The sequence below is a fragment of the Mesorhizobium sp. B2-3-4 genome, from assembly GCF_006442315.1.
Classification (GTDB): Bacteria; Pseudomonadota; Alphaproteobacteria; order Rhizobiales; family Rhizobiaceae; genus Mesorhizobium.
In genome coordinates this window covers 325,572-345,588 of record NZ_VFVY01000003.1, presented here as the reverse complement: position 1 = coordinate 345,588, position 20,017 = coordinate 325,572, and the positions used below count along the sequence as shown (strand labels likewise).

General features: G+C 64.1%; 17 protein-coding genes and 1 pseudogene. 9 read left to right on the top strand and 9 right to left on the bottom strand.

Going from position 1 to position 20,017, the window contains the following annotated elements:
• Window positions 1-101 (top strand): annotated as a pseudogene (locus FJ967_RS34075) (IS110 family transposase); the annotation flags it as partial.
• Between the two features lie 216 nt (window positions 102-317).
• Here FJ967_RS34075 and FJ967_RS07880 read toward each other — a convergent pair.
• The 4 genes from FJ967_RS07880 to FJ967_RS07865 all read right to left on the bottom strand — a co-directional run bounded on the left by FJ967_RS07880 (window position 318) and on the right by FJ967_RS07865 (window position 4,693).
• The gene (locus tag FJ967_RS07880) at window positions 318-1,583 is read right to left on the bottom strand and encodes a glycerate kinase (protein WP_140731133.1); all 1,266 of its coding nucleotides are present in this window, start codon (window positions 1,581-1,583) and stop codon (window positions 318-320) included.
• A complete protein-coding gene (locus FJ967_RS07875; RefSeq protein WP_140731132.1) occupies window positions 1,580-2,083 on the bottom strand; it encodes a heme-degrading domain-containing protein in 504 nt (167 codons plus the stop codon). The genes FJ967_RS07880 and FJ967_RS07875 overlap by 4 nt, the downstream gene beginning before the upstream one ends.
• Before the next feature lie 76 nt (window positions 2,084-2,159).
• Window positions 2,160-3,473, bottom strand: a complete 1,314-nt coding sequence (guaD, locus tag FJ967_RS07870) for a guanine deaminase (protein ID WP_140731131.1) — start codon at window positions 3,471-3,473, stop codon at window positions 2,160-2,162.
• Between the two features lie 2 nt (window positions 3,474-3,475).
• The gene (locus FJ967_RS07865) at window positions 3,476-4,693 is read right to left on the bottom strand and encodes a urate hydroxylase PuuD (protein WP_140731130.1); all 1,218 of its coding nucleotides are present in this window, start codon (window positions 4,691-4,693) and stop codon (window positions 3,476-3,478) included.
• Window positions 4,694-4,831: 138 nt separating this feature from the next.
• Between FJ967_RS07865 and FJ967_RS07860 the strand changes: the two genes are divergently transcribed.
• The 3 genes from FJ967_RS07860 to FJ967_RS07850 all read left to right on the top strand — a co-directional run bounded on the left by FJ967_RS07860 (window position 4,832) and on the right by FJ967_RS07850 (window position 8,102).
• A complete protein-coding gene (locus FJ967_RS07860; RefSeq protein WP_140731129.1) occupies window positions 4,832-5,752 on the top strand; it encodes a LysR family transcriptional regulator in 921 nt (306 codons plus the stop codon).
• A gap of 122 nt (window positions 5,753-5,874) precedes the next feature.
• Window positions 5,875-6,855, top strand: a complete 981-nt coding sequence (locus tag FJ967_RS07855) for an LLM class flavin-dependent oxidoreductase (protein ID WP_140731128.1) — start codon at window positions 5,875-5,877, stop codon at window positions 6,853-6,855.
• Window positions 6,852-8,102 (top strand): LLM class flavin-dependent oxidoreductase, encoded by a 1,251-nt coding sequence (locus FJ967_RS07850; protein WP_140731127.1) that lies wholly within the window; start codon window positions 6,852-6,854, stop codon window positions 8,100-8,102. The genes FJ967_RS07855 and FJ967_RS07850 overlap by 4 nt, the downstream gene beginning before the upstream one ends.
• A 12-nt stretch (window positions 8,103-8,114) precedes the next feature.
• On the opposite strand, the gene FJ967_RS07845 is transcribed toward FJ967_RS07850, so the two are convergent.
• From FJ967_RS07845 to uraH, 5 genes are all read right to left on the bottom strand, one after another.
• Window positions 8,115-8,951 (bottom strand): PhzF family phenazine biosynthesis protein, encoded by an 837-nt coding sequence (locus FJ967_RS07845; protein WP_140731126.1) that lies wholly within the window; start codon window positions 8,949-8,951, stop codon window positions 8,115-8,117.
• An 84-nt stretch (window positions 8,952-9,035) separates the two neighbouring features.
• Window positions 9,036-9,932, bottom strand: a complete 897-nt coding sequence (gene xdhC / locus FJ967_RS07840; RefSeq protein ID WP_140731125.1) for a xanthine dehydrogenase accessory protein XdhC — start codon at window positions 9,930-9,932, stop codon at window positions 9,036-9,038.
• 61 nt (window positions 9,933-9,993) lie between these two features.
• The gene (xdhB, locus tag FJ967_RS07835) at window positions 9,994-12,357 is read right to left on the bottom strand and encodes a xanthine dehydrogenase molybdopterin binding subunit (RefSeq protein WP_140731124.1); all 2,364 of its coding nucleotides are present in this window, start codon (window positions 12,355-12,357) and stop codon (window positions 9,994-9,996) included.
• Window positions 12,357-13,838 (bottom strand): xanthine dehydrogenase small subunit, encoded by a 1,482-nt coding sequence (gene xdhA, locus FJ967_RS07830; RefSeq protein WP_140731123.1) that lies wholly within the window; start codon window positions 13,836-13,838, stop codon window positions 12,357-12,359. Before xdhA ends, xdhB begins: the two co-directional genes overlap by 1 nt.
• 3 nt (window positions 13,839-13,841) lie before the next feature.
• Window positions 13,842-14,216 (bottom strand): hydroxyisourate hydrolase, encoded by a 375-nt coding sequence (gene uraH, locus FJ967_RS07825; protein ID WP_140731122.1) that lies wholly within the window; start codon window positions 14,214-14,216, stop codon window positions 13,842-13,844.
• A gap of 184 nt (window positions 14,217-14,400) precedes the next feature.
• On the opposite strand from uraH, the gene puuE reads away from it, so the two are divergent.
• The 5 genes from puuE (at window position 14,401) to FJ967_RS07800 (ending at window position 19,883) form a co-directional block, all read left to right on the top strand.
• Window positions 14,401-15,819 carry an allantoinase PuuE gene (puuE, locus tag FJ967_RS07820; protein WP_140731121.1) on the top strand — a complete coding sequence of 473 codons (1,419 nt, stop codon included), beginning with the start codon at window positions 14,401-14,403 and terminating at the stop codon, window positions 15,817-15,819.
• A 12-nt stretch (window positions 15,820-15,831) separates the two neighbouring features.
• Entirely contained in the window at window positions 15,832-16,695 is an 864-nt protein-coding gene (locus tag FJ967_RS07815) for a bifunctional allantoicase/(S)-ureidoglycine aminohydrolase (protein ID WP_140731120.1), read from the top strand.
• 11 nt (window positions 16,696-16,706) lie between these two features.
• The gene (locus FJ967_RS07810; protein ID WP_140731159.1) at window positions 16,707-17,198 is read left to right on the top strand and encodes an ureidoglycolate lyase; all 492 of its coding nucleotides are present in this window, start codon (window positions 16,707-16,709) and stop codon (window positions 17,196-17,198) included.
• A 10-nt stretch (window positions 17,199-17,208) separates the two neighbouring features.
• Window positions 17,209-17,802: a nucleoside deaminase gene (locus FJ967_RS07805; RefSeq protein WP_140731119.1), complete on the top strand. Its 594-nt coding sequence runs from the start codon at window positions 17,209-17,211 to the stop codon at window positions 17,800-17,802.
• 95 nt (window positions 17,803-17,897) lie between these two features.
• Entirely contained in the window at window positions 17,898-19,883 is a 1,986-nt protein-coding gene (locus FJ967_RS07800; RefSeq protein ID WP_140731118.1) for a CocE/NonD family hydrolase, read from the top strand.
• Window positions 19,884-20,017: the final 134 nt, after the last annotated feature.

Below are 20,017 nucleotides of genomic sequence, written 5' to 3'. Positions count from 1 at the left end.
AAACCAAAATGGTCATTCGCATGGCGCTGGCCCGAAAACTCCTCGTCATCCTCAATGCAAAAGCACGCGATGCGCGCGTGGAGTTCGCAAATGCAACTTGACACAACAGATAGTCGCTCATTGCCCTGCCGGGCATTTCTCCCCGTATAGTGACGGGGAGAAAGACGCTGTCATCGGCGCTTTCGCAAACCATTAACGTGACAAGAAGGGCGCGGAGGTGCGCCTGGCTTCCTTCTCCCCGTCTCTATACGGGGAGAAGGTGCCGGCAGGCGGATGAGGGGCAGCGCTAACGTTGTGTTAAGAGTGTTGCACGCCCTCTAACGAATGAGAATCGCCCTCAAATCATTCACATTGGTGCCCGTAGGTCCCGGCACAAACAGATCACCCACCGCATTGAAGGCCGTCCAGGCATTGTTGCCGGCCAGCATCGCCTTGGCATCCACGCCCGCCGCCCGCATGCGCGATACGGTCGAGCCGTCGGCAAAGGCGCCGGCATTGTTTTCCGAACCGTCGATGCCGTCGGTGTCGGCGGCAAGCGCGTGGATGCCTTCCACGCCGCTGATGGCGACGGCGAAGGCGAGCAGGAATTCCGAATTTCGGCCGCCCTTGCCTTTCGCGCGCAGCGTCACGGTGGTCTCGCCGCCCGAGAGGATCAGCACCGGCTTCGAAAACGGCCGGCTACGCGTCGCCACTTCGCGGGCGATCGCGGCGTGGACGCCGCCGACGTCGCGGGCTTCACCCTCAACGGCGTCGGAAAGGATGACGGCTTCGATGCCCTGCCTGGAGGCTTCGGCAACCGCCGCTTCGAGCGAAACGCCAGCGGAGGCGATCAGGTGTACCTCGTTGCGCGCAAAGCGCTCATCGTCGGGATCCGGCGCATCGGCGGCCGGTGACTGGATGTGCGCCATCACCGAGGCCGGCAGTTTCATGCCGTAGGCCGATATAGACGCCAACGCGTCCTCGCGGCTGCCGGCATCGGGAACGGTCGGCCCGGAGGCGACAAGGGCTGGATTGTCGCCGGGAATGTCGGAAACCACCAGCGACACCACTTTGGCCGGCCAGGCGGCGGCGGCCAGCCGGCCGCCCTTTATGGTGGAGAGATGCTTGCGGATGGTGTTCATCGCCGCGATCGGCGCACCGGAGGCAAGCAGCGCCTCGTTGACGGCGATCTCGTCGGCCAGCGTCAGGCCGGCGGCCGGAGATGGCAGCAGCGCCGAGCCGCCGCCGGAAATCAGCGCCACGACAAGGTCGTCCGCCGACAGCCCCTGGACTTTGGCGAGCAGTCGCCGCGAGGCTTGGAGGCCGGCGGCGTCCGGCACCGGATGGGCGGCCTCGATGATTTCGATGCGCTCGCATTTGGCGCCATAGCCGTAGCGGGTGACGACCAGACCTTCGATCGGCCCGTCCCAGACCTTCTCGAAGGCGGCCGCCATCTGCGCCGAGCCCTTGCCCGCGCCGATGACGATGGTACGGCCCCTGGGCTTCGCCGGCAGATGCTCGCGGATGGTGCGTTCCGGATCGGCGGCTGCGACCGCCGCGTCGAAGATGGAGGTGAGAAAGACCTTGGGATCGGAAACGGTCATTCGGCTTCCGCCGACAAAGCCAGGCCGCGCTTTTCGATGCCGAGATGCTCGCAGAGCGCATCGACCACGACACCATGATCCTGGCGCTCCGGCAAGCCGGATACCGCGATCACACCGATGACGCCGGCGCCCTTGACGGTGACCGGGAAGCCGCCGCCGGCCAGCACGTAATCCGCGATGTCCAGCCCCTCGCCGATCTTGAAGGTACGATCCGGGCGCTGCTGTTCCAGAACCAGACGATAGGTGCTTCTGAGGTAGCGCCTGACGACATTGATCTTGCGCCGCGCCCAGTCGGGATTGGAAGCGTTCGAGCCCGGCATTGCGGCATAGAAAAGCGGCCGGTCGAACGTCCTGATATCGACGATGACGGGCATGTTTTCGGCCAGCGCGCGATCGCGGATGGCAGAGCCGATCTTGAAGGCGACGGCTTCGTCGAAAGCCGTAAAGACAAGGGTCTCTTCCTGTCTCTTGATCAGAGCGATGTCGTCAGCAACGGCCATGTCGTTCCCCTGTCAACTTCGCCGCACGCTTTGACCGATGGTTGCCGCCGGGTCAAGCAGACAACACACCGCAGTCCTAAATTGCGATGTCGCTCTTGGCAGGCCGCCCCGCGACATAGACCTCGCGCACGGCGCGGTCGTCGCCCAGCGTCTGCAGGAGAAACAATTCCTGCGCCAGCGTCTCGACCGTTTCCATCCTGAGCCGCATCGCCGGGGTTGCCCCGGCATCCAGCACGACGATGTCGGCATCGGTGCCTGCATCCAATGTGCCGATCTTGTCCACCACCGAGAGCGACTCGGCATTGCCGCGCGTGATCTGCCAGAAGGACTGGAACGGGTTGAGCTTCTCGCCGTTCAGCGCGATCACCTTGTAGCCCTCGTCCATGGTGCGCAACATCGAATAGTTGGTGCCGCCGCCGACATCGGTGGCCGCCGCGATCCGCAGCGATTTGTCCCGCCGCCGAAAGCGCTGATAGTCGAACAGGCCGGAGCCGAGAAACAGGTTCGAGGTCGGGCAGAACACCGCCACCGAACCGCTGTCCGAGAGCGCGTCCGCCTCGCGTTCGCCGAGATGGATGCAATGGCCGAACAGGCTTCTTTTGCCGAGCAGACCGTAATGCTCGTAGACGTCGGTGTAGTCGCGAGCCCGGGGGTAGAGCTGCTGGGTAAAGGCGATCTCGGCGTGGTTTTCCGACAGATGCGTCTGCATGTGCAGGTCGGGATGCTCGCGGCAGAGCGCGCCGGCCATCTCCATCTGCTCCGGCGACGAGGTGATGGCGAAGCGCGGCGTGATGGCGTAGTGCTGGCGCCCCTTGCCGTGCCACTCCTTGATCAGCGCCTTGGTGTCGTCATAGCCGGATTGCGGCGTGTCGAGCACGCCTTCCGGCGCGTTGCGGTCCATCATCACCTTGCCAGCGATGTTGAGCATGTCGCGCGCATGCGACTCGGCGAAAAAGGCTTCCGCCGAGGCTTTGTGGACCGAACAATAGGCTGCAACCGTGGTGGTGCCATGCCGCACCGTCTCGTCGAGGAACAGCCGCGCGATGCGGCGGCCATGCTGGGCGTTGGCGAATTTCGTTTCCTCGGGGAAGGTGTAGGTGTTCAGCCAGTCGAGCAGTTCGGCGCCATAAGAGGCGATGATCTGCATCTGCGGGAAATGCACATGCGCGTCGATGAAGCCCGGCAACAGCAAATGCGGCCGGTGATCGACCCTTTTCGTGCCTTCGCCGGCTTGCTTCTCGACATCGGCATAGGCGCCCGCCGCGACGATCCTGCCGTCGCGGATAAGGAGGCCACCATCTTCCTCGTAGCGCCAGGCGGAGTGGTCATCGATGGCCTGCGGCCAGCGCACGAAGGACAGCGTGCGGCCGCGAATGAGTGTCGAGGTCATGCTTATTTTCCCGCGCCTTCGAACCAGGCCACCAGCAGCGCGCGTTCCTTGTCCGTGATCTGGCTGATATTGGCCGGCGGCATGGCGTGGCTGCGGCCGGCCTGGATATAGATCTCGCGGGCGTGATTGGCGATGTTGGCATCCGTGTCGAGCAAGACGCCCTTGGGCGCGTGATAGATGCCCTCGTAAACCGGCTCCGCGGTATGGCACATCGAGCAGCGACCCATCACGGTATCGCGCACGGCCGGGAAATGCGCCGAGGCGATGTAGATTTCGGCCGAAGCGGAAGCCTTCGGCTCGCCGGTCAGCACTTTCGGCACGGTCGACAGCCAGATGATGATGATGAACAGCACAAGGGCGCCGAGCCAGGTCCAGTGCGGGTTGCCGGCGCGCTTGTGCACGGTGTTGAAATAGTGGCGGATCAGGACGCCGATGATGAACACCAGCGAGGCGATGACCCAGTTGAACTGAGTGCCAAACGCCAGCGGATAGTGGTTCGACAGCATAAGGAACAGCACCGGCAGCGTCAGGTAATTGTTGTGGAGCGAGCGCTGCTTGGCGATCTTGCCGTATTTGGGATCGGGTTTGCGGCCGGCGATAAGGTCGGCGACGACGATCTTCTGGTTGGGAATGATGACCATGAACACGTTGCACGACATGATCGTGGCGGTGATGGCGCCCAGATGCAGGAAGGCGGCGCGGCCGGTGAACAGATGCGTCAGCCCCCAGGCGATGAACACCAGCACGCAATAGAGCACCAGCATCAGGCCGGTGTCGCTCCTGCCCAGCGGCGAGCGGCACAAGAGATCATAGACGACCCAGCCGACGCCGATGGTGGCCATCGACAGGAGGATGCCGACCGGCACCGACATCGGCAGCACATTGGGATCGATCAGGAACAGGTCCGCGCCGGCATAGTAAACCACGCACAGCATGGCGAAGCCGGACAGCCAGGTGGCGTAGGATTCCCATTTGAACCAGGTCAGGTGTTCCGGCATTTCGGCCGGCGCCACCAAATATTTCTGGATGTGGTAGAAGCCGCCGCCATGCACCTGCCATTCCTCGCCGAAGGCGCCGGCAGGCATGCCCGGGCGCTGGCGCAGGCCGAGATCGAGCGCGACGAAGTAGAAGGACGAGCCGATCCAGGCGATGCCGGTGATGACGTGCAGCCAGCGCACGGCGAAGCTCAGCCAGTCCCAGAAAATCGCGAAATCCATCATTTGATACGTCCCTGCCGATCCGGTGACTTTACGGTGTGGCGCGCAAACGAAAAGAGGCGAGGCGTACGATGACTTTCAAAAAAAAATGGAAAATACTAAGGTCACTATACGCAGCCGCATGAGAGCCACGGAAGCCGCATGGCCTATCTCGACAACATCGCCGTCTTCGTCCGCGTCGTCGAACTCGGCAATCTGTCGGCGGCGGGCCGCGACATGCGCATTTCGCCGGCGGTCGCTTCCAACCGCATCAAGGAACTGGAGAAGCATCTTGGCGTGCGGCTGTTCAACCGGACGACCCGGCAATTGATGCCGACCGAGCACGGCACGGTGTTCTACACAGGCGCCAAGCAGGTGCTGGAAGCGATCACCGAGGCCGAAGCCGCCGTCTCGGCGCTGTCGGGCCAGCCGCGCGGCACCATACGCGTCACCGCGCCGCTCGGCCTCGGGCGCCGGCTGGTGGCCTCGGGCATTCCCGATTTCCACGACAAATACCCTGACATCGAGGTCCGGCTCAGGCTTTCCGATCACAATGTCGACATCATGAAGGAAGGCATCGACGTCGCCTTCAGGCTCGGCATCATCGAGGATTCCAGCCTCAGGATGCGCGGCATCATGGAATGCGAGCGCGTGCTGGTGGCGGCGCCCAAATACCTTGAAGCGCGCGGCGAACCGATGGAGCCGCAGGAGCTGATCGGCCGCAAGCACGACTGCCTGATGCTGCGCTATTCCGGCGCGCGCGAATATGTCTGGACCCTGCAGACACCAGCTGGCCCGCAAAAATTCGAAGTGCATGGCCCCTACGACACCGACGATGGCGACGTGCTGACCGGCTGGGCGCTGTCGGGGCGCGGCATCATCAACAAACCGCGCTTCGAGGTCGAGCCTTTCATTCGCGACCGGCGGCTGAAAGTGATCCTGACCAGTACGCCACCGACGCCGGTGCAATTCGCCGCCGTCTATCCGCACAAGAAGCTGCAGGACCCCAAGGTGCGGCTCTTGCTCGACTTCATGGCGGAACGCTGCCAGCGGCTGATCAAGGATATTCTGGCGGGCAAGTGAGGACGACTGGACGGCAAGTGACGGGCTCGTGGCCTATCCCGTCCGGTTGCCTTGCGCGAAAGCCAGCCTAGGTTGGTAGCCGATGGCCGCGCCGATGTCGCCGGCGGCCGGATGGACCGCAAATGCTATTCGCTGTTTCGCTCAACATCGCTTCAGCTCAAGGCCAGGCAGGCACCACACCGGCCGGGATAACGGCCTTGGTCCGCAAGGCAGAGGCGGCTCATATCGACATGGTCGTCATCTCCGACTCGGCGGCGGGCAGCGAGCCGTCAACCAGCCCATTCGAGGCGACCACTCTCGTTGCCGCTCTGGCGACCGTTACCGAAAAGATCGGCCTCGTTGCGCGAGCCTCGACTATCGCCCACCAGCCCTACAATCTGGCGCGCCGCTTTGCCTCGCTCGACATGATCAGCCACGGACGCGCCGGCTGGAACGCGACGTTGGCGCAGGCGGCGCGCGAGGCGGCCAATTTCAGTCGTCCTGACGGGTTTTCCGCCGATGATTTTCGCCGCCGCTCGCAGGAATATCTCGGCATCGTCCTGGGCCTGTGGCAAGGCTGGGACGCGGACGCATTGCTGTTCGACAAAAGCGGCGGTCGCTTCCATGATCCGGAAAAGATGCACCTTCTCGACCACAAGGGCGAGTTCTTCTCGGTGCGCGGACCGCTGAACGTCGCGCGCTCGCCGCAGGACAGGCCGGTGCTGGTGCTGGCCGGCCTGTCGGAAGGCGACCTCGACATTGCCGCCCGCAACGCCGATGTCATCCTGCTGGACGAGCGGCAGGCGGCAGAGAACAAGGCGCGCCATGGCGATATCAAGCGCCGCGTTTCGGCATGCGGGCGCGAACCAGGTGCGGTGAAGGTGCTGACTGACGTATCGCTCACCGCCGCCAGCCTCGGCGGGCTGGCCGACAGGCTGGAGGAGGCCTTCCGCTCGAAAGGCTGCGACGGTTTCAACATCCGCCTGCCGGCGCAGCTTTCGGTGTTCGACGATTTTGCCGATCGCATCCTGCCGGACCTGCGCCGGCGTGGCCTGTTTCAGGAACATTATCGCGGCACCACGCTGCGCTCGCATCTTGGACTGACCGGCGGAGGCAACCAATGACCCGCCAGATGAAGCTCGGCGCCTTCCTGTGGGCGACTGGCCATCACATCGCCGCCTGGCGCCATCCCAAGGCGCATGTCAGGGCCGGCATCGACATCGACCATTACATCCAGCTGGCGCGGACCGCGGAAGCCGCGAAGTTCGACATGATCTTCTGTGAGGACGCAGCCGGCTTGCGCGAGGCCAATGTCGGCATCGCCAGCCAGACCTCACGCTCGATCGGCTTCGAGCCGATCAGCCTGTTGTCGGCCATCGCCGTGCAGACCAGCCGCATCGGCCTCGTCTCCACCGCCTCTACGAGCTACAACGAGCCGTATGGCCTGGCGCGGACCTTCCTGTCGCTCGATCATCTGAGCGGCGGCCGCGCCGGCTGGAACCTGGTGACCTCGGCCAGCCCGATCGAGGCCGCCAATTTCGGCGCGACAGGCCTCAAGCCGCATGCCGACCGCTATGAACGGGCACGCGAATTCGCCGAGGTGGTCACCGGGCTGTGGCATGGCGAAAGCTTCCATGGCCATGACGGCCAGAGTTTTTCAGTGCAGGACGCAATCGACCTGCCACGCTCGCCGCAGGGCGCGCCGGTGATGGTCCAGGCCGGCGCTTCCGATGTCGGCCGCGAGCTCGCCGCCCGCACCGCCGATGTGGTGTTCACCGCCGCTCAGACCTTCGAGGAAGCGAAGACTTTTTATGACGACCTCAAAGGCCGCACGGCGACCTACGGGCGCCAGCCCGACGACATCAAGATCATGCCCGGCGTCGCGCCCGTGGTGGCCGAGACCGAGTCCGAGGCGCGTGAAAAATTCGAGGAATTGCAGGCGCTGATCCCCGACGATGTCGGCGTTGCGCTCTTGTCCAGCTATCTCAGCATCTCCGATCTGTGGCGCCACCCGATCGACGGGCCGCTGCCTGACCTGCCGGAAAGCGAGGGCATGAAAAGCCGGCAGGCGCTGGTCGTCGAGCAATCGCGCCGCGACGGGCTTTCCATCCGCCAGCTTGCGCGCCATTTCGCCGGCGCGCGCGGCCATTGGCGTATTGTTGGCACGGCGGCGCAGGTCGCCGACGAGTTGCAGGCGCGGTTCGAAGGCGGTGCGGCGGACGGCTTCAACGTGATGCCTTCTTATTTCCCCGGGGAACTCGATGCCTTTGCCACGCTGGTAGTGCCGGAACTGCAGCGGCGCGGCCTGTTCCGCCGGGAATATGAAGGCAATACGCTGCGCGACCATCTGGGCTTGAAACGGCCGGCCTGAATCCAGCGGCTTCTATATCTCGTCCATCATCCGCGCGGTGCCGGAAACTCTAATCGAGCCGCCGATTTCCGGACCGATTTCGGCATGCAGGCGCGAGCGCATGCCCATGTCCTCGCCTTGCACGATGTCGATCGCGCCGCCATGCGGCCAGCCGAGGTCGCACAGATAACCGGCGAATGCCGCGGTCGAAGCGCCTGTCGCGGGATCCTCGTAGACCCCACCGGATGCAAAGGGGTTGCGCGTGTGGAACAAGCGCGGCGTTTCGGAATAGGCGAGCAGGATTGTCACCAGCCGCTCACGCCGCATGAGGATCTGTCCGGCCTTCAGATCGTAGCGCATGGCCGCCAGCGCCTCGCGCGAGTTGAGGGCAAGCACAAGGTGGTCGGCACCTCCATGGATCAACGCCGGCGCAATGGCCGGATCGAGATCGGCCGCGGCATAGCCGAACAGGGCCAGCGCCTCGGCAATCAGCGCCGGCGGCGCCGGCTTGCTGCGTGTCGGCGGCGACTGCAACGCGGCGGCAACGTTGGCACCATCACGAAACCCTTCGACCGTGATGCTCGCCTGGTTAAGAGTGAGCGGGAAAACTCCGTCGCCGAACTGCCGGACGAGGGCGGCTCCCAAGGCGATGGTGGCGTGACCGCAGAATGGAACCTCGGTTTCCGGCGAGAAATAGCGGACCCGCCAGTTCTCTCCATCCGGCGCGGCAAAGGCCGTCTCCGAGAACCCGACTTCCGCCGCCAGACGCTGCATTTCGGCAGCGTCGGGCAAGGCATCGCCGATCAGCACTCCGGCAGGATTGCCACCGGTGTCACCATCCGAGAAAGCTGCTATCTTCAGAACGTTCATGTATCCTCGCCTCGTGCCGATACGCCGGGTGGATACCGCAAATGCATCTTTCCTGCGATCGAAAAACGGAGAGATCGACGGTGGCTAGCCAGCCATGACCTTGCGGTGCTGGACCTGATGGCCGGCATTTGACACCGCACTGTGCATGACCAATGCCGTCATGATCTCGGCAGCGGCAAGTGCCGCGATGACAGGCGGGCGCTTGTCCTTGACGGCATCGCCGCCGATGGGCGAGACGAGGCGGGCAAATTCGTCTTCAACACCGTCGGCCGACTTCAAGAACCAGTTCTTGAAGGTGGCTTTCTTGGTCTTCGAGCCGATCATGCCGACATAGGCCGCGTCGTCGCGTTTCAGCGCCTCGGCGACGATCAGGAAATCCAGCGCATGGTCATGGGTCAGGATGGCGAAGGCGGTGCCAGCGGGCGCGTTGCGCACCTCGGCCTCCGGCATCGGCGTCAGCCGCGTCTCGACGGTTTCCGGCATGCCTTCCAGTGCCTCGGCGCGGGTCTCGATGACGACGCCATGGACAGGAAGCAGCGCGATGGCCGAAGCCAGCGACTGGCCGACATGGCCGCCGCCGAAGATATAGACATGCGGCAGGTGGGCTTCCTCGGTCTCGGCCGCCGCGACCAGTTCGGCGGCCAGCGCGGCATCGATCAGGCGGATCAAAACCTCGACCCGTCCGCCGCAGCACTGGCCGATCTCAGGGCCGAGCGGCACATCGAGCGTGGCGCAGACTTCGTTGACCTCGATGCGGGCGCCCCTTGCTTTCGAGGACGAGGGAAGCATCTGCCTGGCCTTGTCGATGGCCATGTATTCGAGCTGGCCACCGCCGATGGTGCCAAGGATCGCTCCTTGCGAGACGAGCATGAAGGCGCCCTTCTCGCGCGGCGTCGAGCCTTTCGTGCCGGCCACTTCGACCAGCGCAAGCCGGGCGGCGGTGCCGAGAAAGGCTTTGAGGCTTTGCACTTTCGAGTTCATCGCTCACGTTCCCGAACAGGGAATATAGGATTTTTCGGCTGGAATTGCACCTTTGGCGGGATCAGCCGCCTGCCCTGGCCTCTTTCTTCAGCCGCTCGATCGCCATCAGCACGCGCTCGGGCGTTGCCGGCGCGTCGAGGCGCGGGCAGATCCTGTGGTCGGCGACGCTCGCCACGGCATCCGACAGCGCGTGCAAAACCGACATGCCGTGCGGCAGCGGCGGCTCACCGACCGCCTTGGAGCGATGGATCGTCGGCTCGTAAGCCTGCGACCAGTCGGTCAGCGCCACGTTGAAGATCTTCGGCCGGTCCGACGCCAGCGGGATCTTGTAGGTCGACGGCGCGTGGGTGCGCAGCCGGCCCTTGTCGTCCCACCATAGTTCTTCCGTCGTCAGCCAGCCCATGCCCTGGATGAAGCCGCCCTCGACCTGGCCGATGTCGATCGCCCGGTTCAGCGAACGGCCGCAATCATGCAGGATGTCGGCGCGCTCGACGACATATTCGCCGGTCAGCGTGTCGACCGAGACTTCGGAGCAGGCCGCGCCATAGGCGTAGTAGTAAAAGGCGTGGCCCTGGCCCTTGCTGCGGTCCCAGTGGATCTTCGGCGTCTTGTAGAAGCCGGCGGCCGACAGCTGCACGCGCGCAATATAGGCCTGCTTGATGAGATCGTTGAAGGAGACCTCCTGGTTGCCGACGCGTACCCGGTTGGGGAGGAACACCACCTGGTCGACGGGCACCTGGTATTTTTCGGCGGCGAAGTCGGTGAGGCGCTGGCGGATCTGGCGCGCCGCATTCTGCGCCGCCATGCCATTGAGGTCGGCGCCCGACGACGCCGCCGTCGGCGCGGTGTTGGGCACCTTGGCTGTTGTGGTGGCGGTGATCTTGACGCGGTCCAGGTCGATCTGGAATTCCTCGGCCACGACCTGCGCCACCTTGAGGTGAAGGCCCTGGCCCATTTCAGTGCCGCCATGGTTCATGTGCACCGAACCGTCGGCATAGACATGGACCAGCGCGCCGGCCTGGTTGGACTCGGTCTTGGTGAAGGAAATGCCGAACTTGACCGGTGTCAGCGCCAGGCCGCGCTTGATGAAGCGGCTGTTGGCGTTGAAGGCCCTGATCTCGCGCCGCCGTCTGGTATAATTGGCGCTCTCCTCCAGTTCCGCCACGATGCGCTGGATGATGCAATCCTCGACCTTCTGGTGATAGGGCGTGACGCAGCGTGCGCCGATCGCCTCCATCGGGTCGTAGAAATTCAGCTTGCGGATCTCGAGCGAATCCTTGCCGACCGCGAAGGCGACCTCGTCGATGACGCGCTCGGCGCCGACCATGCCTTGCGGGCCACCGAAGCCGCGAAAGGCGGTGTTCGACACCGTGTTGGTGTAAAGCGGCGCCGACTTGGCGTGCACATTCGGGTAGAAATAGGCGTTGTCGCAGTGGAACAGCGCACGGTCGCCGACCGGGCCGGACAGGTCGGCGGAGAAGCCGGCATTGAGGGCGAAAAGAAAATCCACGCCGAGGATATGGCCCTCGTCGTCGAAGCCGACCTCGTAGTCGATGGCGAAATCGTGCCGCTTGCCGGTGGCGGTCATGTCCTCGTCGCGGTCGAGCCGGACCTTGACGGCGCGGTGGAGTTTCTTGGCCGCGATGGCGGCGATCGCCGCGCACTGGTTGGCCTGGGTTTCCTTGCCGCCAAAGCCGCCGCCCATGCGGCGGACCTCCACCGTCACCGCATGGCTCGGCACGCCGAGCGCATGGGCGACCAGATGCTGCGTCTCGCTCGGCCCCTGCGTCGAGCAATAAACGATCACTTCGTCATCCTCGCCGGGTATGGCGAGCGACACCTGGCCCTCGAGATAGAAATGGTCCTGGCCACCGAGCTTCATGCGCCCCTTCACCCGACGCGGCGCCGCGGCGATGGCGGCAGCCGCATCGCCGCGACGCAAGGTCAGCGGCGTGGTGACCTGCTTGTCTTTGGCCGGATCGAGAGGCCAGATGCTTATCAAGGCGGGAAGCTCGTCATACTCGATCCTGGCCAGACGCGCCGCGCGGCGCGCGGCCTCGCGCGTCTGCGCGATCACCGCGAAGATCGGCTGGCCGAAGAACTGCACCTTGCCTTCGGCCAACACAGGATCGTCATGCATATTGCTCGGCGAGACATCGTTTTCACCCGGCACGTCGGCATAAGTCAGCACGTCGACGACACCGGGCGCCGCGCGCACCGCCGAGAGATCGACGCTTTTCAGGATGCCATGCGCCACCTTCGATAGGCCAAGCCCGACATGCAGCGTGCCTGCCGGCTCCGGCATGTCGTCGATATAGACGGCGCTGCCGCTGACGTGCTTGTGGGCGGAATCATGCCGCTGGTCGGTGGCGACGCCGCCAACGATCTTCTCAGCCTTGAGGTTCGGCGTGGCGTGCTTGTTCATCATGCCGCCTCGCTGCGTGAGACCTGGAAAGGCGCCTTGTTGCCGGTGGTTTCCACATAGAAACGCAGCAACAGGTTCTTCGCCGCCAAGGCCCGATATTCAGCGGTCGCCCGCATATCGGTGAGCGGCGTGAAATCGTTGGCGTATTCGGCCATCGCGGCTTCGACCGTCGCCTCATTCCAAACCTTGCCGATCAGCGCCTTCTCGACGGCCGACGCCCGCTTCGGCGTCGCCGCCATACCGCCATAGGCGATACGGATATCGGCAACCGTGCCGTCCTTGGCCAAATTCAGATGGAAGGCACCAAGGGTTGCGGTGATATCCTCGTCGCGGCGCTTGGTGACCTTGTAGACGGCGAACCTGGTGTCCTTGGCCGGAACGGGCACATGCACCGCCTCGACGAATTCGCCGGGCTGACGGTCCTGCTTGCCGTAGGCGATGAAGAAATCCTGCAACGGGATCGTGCGCCGCTTCTTGCCCTTGCGCAGCGTCAGCCTTGCGCCGAGCGCGATCAACGGCGGCGGCGTATCGCCGATCGGCGAGCCGTTGGCGACGTTGCCGCCGATGGTGCCCATGTTGCGCACCTGTTCGCCGCCGATGCGGTCGACCAGCGGCCCGAGCGCCGGGATGCGTTTGGACAGCGTCGAAAAGGCCTCGGTGTAGGTGACGCCGGCGCCGATCGATATGACGCCTTTATCTTCCGTGATGGCGCAAAGCCCCGGCAGATTGCCGATGAAGATCACCGGCGAGATGTCGCGCATGTGCTTGGTCACCCACAGGCCGACATCGGTCGATCCCGCGACGACCGTGGCGGCGGGTTCATGCTCGAAGACAGATGCAAAATCGTCGGCATCGGCCGGCACGACCAGCCGCGTCTTGCCGGCGCCGATCTCGACCCTGGCGCCGTCGCGCAACGCCTGCAGCCGTGTCGTAATGTCCCGGCGTTCCGCTGCCAGCGGGTCCTTTGTCGCCTTGCCATAGCTCGATATGGCGTGCGCCGCGCGCATGATCGCCTCATAGCCGGTGCAGCGGCAGAGATTGCCTTGCAGGGCCTTTTCGATGGCGGCGTTCGAGGGGTCCGGCGACTTCATCCACAGTCCGTAGAGCGACATGACGAAGCCCGGCGTGCAGAAGCCGCATTGCGAGCCATGGAAATCGACCATCGCCTGCTGCACCGGATGCAATTTGCCCGGCTCGCCGCGCAGATGCTCGACTGTCACGACATGGGTGCCGTCGAGCGAGCCGAGGAAGCGGATGCAGGCATTGACGCTCTCATAGACCAGTCCCGCGGCCGAAAGCTTGCCGATGAGCACCGTGCATGCGCCGCAATCGCCCTCGGCGCAGCCTTCCTTGGTGCCGCGCAGCGTGCGGTCGAGGCGAAGCCAGTCGAGCAAGGTCGCGTCGGGCGCCACGGACGTCAGCACGACGTCGCTGCCATTGAGGATGAAGCGGATTTCGTTGCGGATGTCGACCTTGGCCATGCCTCAGCTGCCCCTGTAGGTGGAATAACCGTAGGGCGAGATCAGCAATGGTACATGATAATGCACCGCCTCCGCCATGCCGAAGCGGATCGGCACGCTGTCGAGGAACGCCGGTTCGGGCAGCTTCGTGCCCTGGCCGCGCAGATAATCGCCGGCGGCGAACACCAGCTCGTATTCGCCGCTACGGAAATCGGCACCGGCCAGCAGTGGGGCATCGCAGCGGCCATCGGAATTGGTGACGACGGTCTTCAGAAGCGCCTTCGCCGAGCCGTCGATGCGATAAAGCGCGATCGACAGGCCCGCCGCCGGCTTGCCGGTCGCGGTATCCAGCACGTGGGTCGTCAGGCGCCCGCCATCGGCTTTCGACGTTTCTGCCATTGGCCGCCTCCCATCCAGGTACATCAGAACAACAGTGACGAATTGTGCGCCAATTAAAGGCGATGCATAAGTCCCGGTCGAGCGGAGCGCGACAAAAACACTTTCAAAAATTTTGAGGGGAATGCGGGAGCAGCCCTTTCGATATTCTGATCATACTTCCGGTGATGCCGGGCGCGGAGGGACGATGCGTTACACCAGGGACATGCGTGGCTACGGAGCCAATCCGCCCGATCCGAAATGGCCTGGCGGCGCGCATGTCGCCGTACAGTTCGTCGTCAACTACGAAGAGGGTGGCGAGAACTGCGTGCTGCACGGCGACAAGGCCTCGGAGGCCTTCCTGTCGGAAATCGTCGGCGCGGCGCCCTGGGTGGGCCAGCGCCACTGGAACATGGAATCGATCTATGAATATGGTGCGCGCGCCGGCTTCTGGCGGCTGCTGCGACTGTTCAGCGAGGCGCAGGTGCCGGTGACCTGCTACGGCGTCGCCACCGCGCTCGCCCGCTCGCCCGACCAGGTCACGGCCATGCAGGACGCCGGTTGGGAAATCGCCTCGCACGGGTTGCGATGGATCGACTACCGCGACCACGCCGCCGAGGACGAGCGCCGCGACCTCGAAGCGGCGATCAAACTGCATTACGAGGTTACCGGCCAGCGCCCGACCGGCTGGTATACGGGCCGCACATCGGTCAACACGGTGCGGCTGGTGGCCGAGGAGAGCGGCTTCGACTACGTCTCGGACACCTATGACGACGAGTTACCCTATTGGTTCGAGCATGGGGGCGGCACGCAGCTCGTCATTCCCTATACGCTCGACGCCAACGACATGCGCTTCGCCACGCCGCAAGGCTTCAATTCGGGCGACCAGTTCTTCGCCTATCTGAAGGACAGTTTCGACACGCTCTATGCCGAGGGCAAGGCGGGCAGGCCGCGGATGATGAATATCGGCCTTCATTGCCGTCTCGTCGGGCGGCCGGGCCGGGTGGCGGCGCTGAAGCGCTTCGTCGACTATGTGAAATCGCACGACAGGGTCTGGCTGGCGCGGCGCATCGACATCGCCAGGCACTGGCAGGAAAATCATCCGTATCAGCCCGCCGCCCTGCGGCCGTCGAAGATGGAATTCGAGACGTTCGTCCACACCTTCGGCGGGGTGTTCGAACACTCGCCCTGGATCGCGGAGCGGGCATACGAACTGGAGCTCGGCCCGGCGCACGACACGGCCGGCGGGATGCACAATGCGCTGTGCCGCGTCTTCCGCTCGGCAAGCGAGACCGAACGGCTCGGCGTGCTCAACGCCCATCCGGACCTCGCCGGAAAGCTCGCCAAGGCCAAGCGGCTGACGGCGGAATCGACCCGGGAACAGGCGTCGGCCGGCCTCGACGCGCTGACCGACAAGGAACGCGAGCTGTTCTCCAAGCTCAACGCCGCCTACGTCACCACCTTCGGCTTCCCATTCATCATCGCGGTGAAAGGCAAGACCAAGGAGGAAATCCTCGGCGAGTTCGAAGCCCGCATCGGCAACAGCCGCGGCGTCGAATTCGATACCGCCTGCAAACAGGTCGAACGCATCGCGCTGCTTCGGCTGAAAGACATGCTCCCGCAATAGGTTCAAGGCCCCATGGATATGATCAAGACGCCAGAGCGCATTTACTACGCACCGCATGGCGGCCATCCCGGCCAGAACGAGCTTTTGACCGGGCGCGCCGTCTTCACCGAGGCCTATGCGGTTATCCCGAAAGGCGTGATGCAGGACATCGTCACCAGCCCCTTGCCATTCTGGGACGAGACGAGGGCCTGGATCATCGCAAGGCCGCTGTCAGGCTTTGCCGAGACGTTTTCGCAGTACATCGTCGAGGTTCTGCCCGGCGGCGGCAGCGACCGGCCCGAACCCGACGCCGGCGCCGAAGGCGTGCTGTTCGTGGTCGAGGGCGAGCTCACCGTATCGCTCGCCGGCAGAAAGCATGTGCTGGCGCCCGGCGGCTTTGCCTTCCTGCCGCCGGCAAGCGGCTGGACGGTGCGCAACGAGAGCGGTTCCGCCGTCCGCTTCCACTGGATCCGCAAGGCCTATGAGGCCGTCGACGGCCTGGACACACCGGAAGCCTTCTTCTCGAGCGACCAGCAGGTGGCGCCGACGCCGATGGCCGGCACCGAGGGCCGTTGGGCAACGACACGCTTCGTCGATCCCGCCGACATGCGCCACGACATGCATGTCACCATCGTCACGCTGGAGCCGGGCGCCGTCATTCCCTTCGCCGAGACGCATGTGATGGAGCATGGGCTCTACGTGCTGGAGGGCAAGGCGGTCTACCGGCTGAACCAGGACTGGGTCGAGGTCGAGGCCGGCGACTTCATGTGGCTGCGCGCCTTCTGCCCGCAGGCCTGCTATGCCGGCGGCCCCGGAAAATTCCGCTACCTGCTCTACAAGGACGTCAACCGGCACGCCAAGCTCGGCGGGGCTGGCATTGGCGGTCGCGCGCGGTGACCCGCTCCATCCTGGCTCGCATCGTCGCGCGGCCGCTGACCCGCGAGGCGTTTGCCGAATTCGGCGACGTCATCGACATGGGTGGCGACAACCATTACCCGATCAATGCCGGCCGCGCCGAGCGCTACCACGATCTGGCGACCGCGGAGGCCACGGGCCCCAATGCCCGGGTGCTGATCTCGATGGTGCGCGGCACGCCTTACGAGATGCCGTTGAAGCTGACCATGGTCGAGCGCCACCCCTTCGGCAGCCAGGCCTTCATCCCGCTGTCGCCGCGCCCGTTCCTGGTCGTCGTCTGCCATGACGGCACCGACGGACCGGGCGAGCCGCATGCCTTCATCACCGCGCCTGGGCAAGGCATCAACTATTCCCGCAATCTCTGGCACGGCGTGCTGACGCCGATCGGCGAGGCGCAGGACTTTTTGATCGTCGACCGTGGCGGCGACGGCTCGAACCTCGAGGAGTTTTACTTCTCGCACCCTTACGAGATCCTCCTTCCCTGAAAGCCTCTCCATGACCGACGTTTCGCTGATCGACCGCCTGCTCGACGTCATCGAGCACGACATCGTGCCTAAGACGGCCGAAGGCGTTGCCCATGGCAACAAGCTTTTCGGCGCCGCCATCCTGCGCAAGAGCGACCGCTCGCTGGTGCTGGCCGAAACCAACAACGAGATGGAAAATCCGCTCTGGCATGGCGAGGTGCACTGCCTGAAACGCTTTTACGAGATGCCCAAGGCTGAACGCGTCGACACCAAGGACGCCATCTTCATCGCCACGCACGAACCCTGCTCGCTCTGCCTGTCGGCGATCACCTGGACCGGTTTCGACAATTTCTACTATCTGTTCAGCCATGAGGACTCCCGAGACAGCTTCGCTATCCCGCATGATCTGAAAATCCTGAAAGAGGTCTTCACTCTCGATCCCGGCGGCTACAATGCCGAGAATGCCTATTGGAAGAGCTTTTCCATCCGCCGGCTGGTGCGGGCTTTGCCGGATGGCGAACGCGGGCGGCTGGAAGCGCGCATCGGCAGGATTTCCGAGCGCTACGACGAGCTCTCCGGCGTCTACCAGGACAGCAAGGCGGATAACGAGATTCCGTTGAACTGATCGACGAACTGCGGTAGCGGCCAAGTCGCATATTCCGCTGCTCCAGTCGCGAATGGCGATTGAAAGTCGCCTCGGCACGGGGCGTTATGCCTGCCATGAAAACCATCACCGAATTTCCCCGCAAGGTCGTCGAATTTCCCGATATGGGCATCGTCATGCCGGACGGCTGCCGGCTGTCGGCCAGGGTGTGGATGCCGGACGATGCAGGCGATGATCCGGTGCCCGTCATCCTTGAGCACCTGCCCTACCGCAAGCGCGACGGCACCATCTTTCGCGACCAGCTGACGCATCCCTATTTCGCCGGCCATGGCTATGCCTCGATCCGCGTCGACATGCGCGGCAATGGCGATTCCGAAGGGCTGATGGACGACGAATATTCCGAGCAGGAGCTTCAGGACGCCTGCGATGTCATCGCCTGGGCGGCAGCGCAGCCCTGGTGCAACGGCAATGTCGGCATGATGGGCATTTCCTGGGGCGGCTTCAACTGCCTGCAGGTGGCGGCCAAGCAGCCGCCGGCGCTCAAGGCGGTGATCAGCCTGTGCTCGACCGTCGACCGCTATGCCGACGACATCCACTACAAGGGCGGTTGCCTGCTGCTTGAGAATTTCGGCTGGGCCTCGACCATGCTGTCTTACTCGTCGCGCCCGCCGGATCCGCTGATTGCCGGCGACAACAGATGGCGCGATCTGTGGATGGCCCGGCTGGAGAACCAGCCTTTCCTGTTGCCGCTCTGGCTCCGCCACCAGCATCGCGACGCCTATTGGAAACGCGGCTCGATCTGCGAAGATTTTCCCGCCGTCAAGGCGGCGGTGCTGTCGATCGGCGGCTGGCACGACGGCTATCGCAACACGATTTCGCACCTCGTCACCAACATCGAGGCACCGGTCAAGGGCATCGTCGGACCCTGGATCCACAAATATCCGCATTATGCCGGACCCAAGCCCGCCATCGGCTTCCTGCAGGAAGCGCTACGCTGGTGGGACCACTGGCTGAAGGGCGCCGAGACCGGCGTCGAGGCCGATCCCGACTATCGCGCGTATGTGATGGACAGCGTACGTCCCGCCCGCTGGCATCCGGAACGGCCCGGCCGCTGGATAGCGGAGCAGGAGTGGCCGTCGTCCAACATAGTGATTGAAGCGATCGAACTCATTTCTGCCGAGGCCGGGCCTTCAACCGTGGCCTCGCCACAGACCTGCGGCCTTGCCGGCGGCGAATACTTTCCTTTCACCTTCGGGCCGGAACTGCCCGGCGATCAGCGCCCTGACGACGGGCTGTCCGTGTGTTTCGACCAAGCTGAGCTCAGCAAGCCGATCGAGATCGTCGGCGCGCCGGAGCTTGAAATCCAGCTCGCCTCCGATCGGCCCCAGGCCAAACTCGCGGTCCGGCTTTGCGACGTGCATCCCGACGGTGCCTCGGAACTCATCTCCTATGGCGTGCTCAATCTGACACACCGCCACTCGCATGAGTTCCCCGAATCGCTGGTCCCCGGAGAGACGGTTTCGGCGCGCGTCGTGCTCGATCAATGCGCCTACCGCGTGCCGGCCGGCCATCGTCTGCGCGTCGCCGTTTCGACCGCCTACTGGCCGGCCATCTGGCCCTCGCCGGAGCCGGTGCGACTGACCTTGTCGGCGGCCACGCTATCGGTGCCGTTGCGCCCGCTGGCAACAGGCGACGAAGCCGTTTTCGGAGAACCGGAAGGCGCGACGCCCTGGGCGACCGAAACGATTCGGCCCGCCAATTCAGAACGCCATGTCGACCATGACGAAAAGACTGGGATTGTCACGCTGTCGATCACGGACGACTTCGGCGAAGTGCGCGATCTCGAGCATGGCCTGGTCAATGGCAGCGTCGTGCGCGAGACATGGACGATCCATCCCGACAATCCATTGTCGGCCTCCGGCAGGACGCACTGGACACAGACCCTGTCGCGAAATGGATGGTCGGTGCGAACCGAAACCGTCGCCGAGATGCGATCGGACGCGCAAAACTTCATCGTCAGCGCCAGAATCGAGGCTTACGAGGGTGAAAACCTCGTCTTCGAGCGCAATTTCGACGAAACAGTCCCACGCTCGCTGGTCTGAGTTCCCATACTATTGGTCCAAATGCGACGCGCCATTTACGCCACGGCATGTCGCATTCGGTCTTGCTTACCGCTTTCCCTTGCGGTCATTATTCCCCTCAACAACAAGCAAGAAAATCGACCGCAGAGTCGAAC

What these genes read in the sequence shown, in the direction of transcription:
- FJ967_RS07880 (WP_140731133.1), bottom strand. Translation starts at nt 1,583, where the DNA reads ATGACCGTTTCCGATCCCAAGGTCTTTCTCACCTCCATCTTCGACGCG.
- FJ967_RS07875 (WP_140731132.1), bottom strand. Translation starts at nt 2,083, where the DNA reads ATGGCCGTTGCTGACGACATCGCTCTGATCAAGAGACAGGAAGAGACC.
- guaD (WP_140731131.1), bottom strand. Translation starts at nt 3,473, where the DNA reads ATGACCTCGACACTCATTCGCGGCCGCACGCTGTCCTTCGTGCGCTGG.
- FJ967_RS07865 (WP_140731130.1), bottom strand. Translation starts at nt 4,693, where the DNA reads ATGATGGATTTCGCGATTTTCTGGGACTGGCTGAGCTTCGCCGTGCGC.
- FJ967_RS07860 (WP_140731129.1), top strand. Translation starts at nt 4,832, where the DNA reads ATGGCCTATCTCGACAACATCGCCGTCTTCGTCCGCGTCGTCGAACTC.
- FJ967_RS07855 (WP_140731128.1), top strand. Translation starts at nt 5,875, where the DNA reads ATGCTATTCGCTGTTTCGCTCAACATCGCTTCAGCTCAAGGCCAGGCA.
- FJ967_RS07850 (WP_140731127.1), top strand. Translation starts at nt 6,852, where the DNA reads ATGACCCGCCAGATGAAGCTCGGCGCCTTCCTGTGGGCGACTGGCCAT.
- FJ967_RS07845 (WP_140731126.1), bottom strand. Translation starts at nt 8,951, where the DNA reads ATGAACGTTCTGAAGATAGCAGCTTTCTCGGATGGTGACACCGGTGGC.
- xdhC (WP_140731125.1), bottom strand. Translation starts at nt 9,932, where the DNA reads ATGAACTCGAAAGTGCAAAGCCTCAAAGCCTTTCTCGGCACCGCCGCC.
- xdhB (WP_140731124.1), bottom strand. Translation starts at nt 12,357, where the DNA reads ATGAACAAGCACGCCACGCCGAACCTCAAGGCTGAGAAGATCGTTGGC.
- xdhA (WP_140731123.1), bottom strand. Translation starts at nt 13,838, where the DNA reads ATGGCCAAGGTCGACATCCGCAACGAAATCCGCTTCATCCTCAATGGC.
- uraH (WP_140731122.1), bottom strand. Translation starts at nt 14,216, where the DNA reads ATGGCAGAAACGTCGAAAGCCGATGGCGGGCGCCTGACGACCCACGTG.
- puuE (WP_140731121.1), top strand. Translation starts at nt 14,401, where the DNA reads ATGCGTTACACCAGGGACATGCGTGGCTACGGAGCCAATCCGCCCGAT.
- FJ967_RS07815 (WP_140731120.1), top strand. Translation starts at nt 15,832, where the DNA reads ATGGATATGATCAAGACGCCAGAGCGCATTTACTACGCACCGCATGGC.
- FJ967_RS07805 (WP_140731119.1), top strand. Translation starts at nt 17,209, where the DNA reads ATGACCGACGTTTCGCTGATCGACCGCCTGCTCGACGTCATCGAGCAC.
- FJ967_RS07800 (WP_140731118.1), top strand. Translation starts at nt 17,898, where the DNA reads ATGAAAACCATCACCGAATTTCCCCGCAAGGTCGTCGAATTTCCCGAT.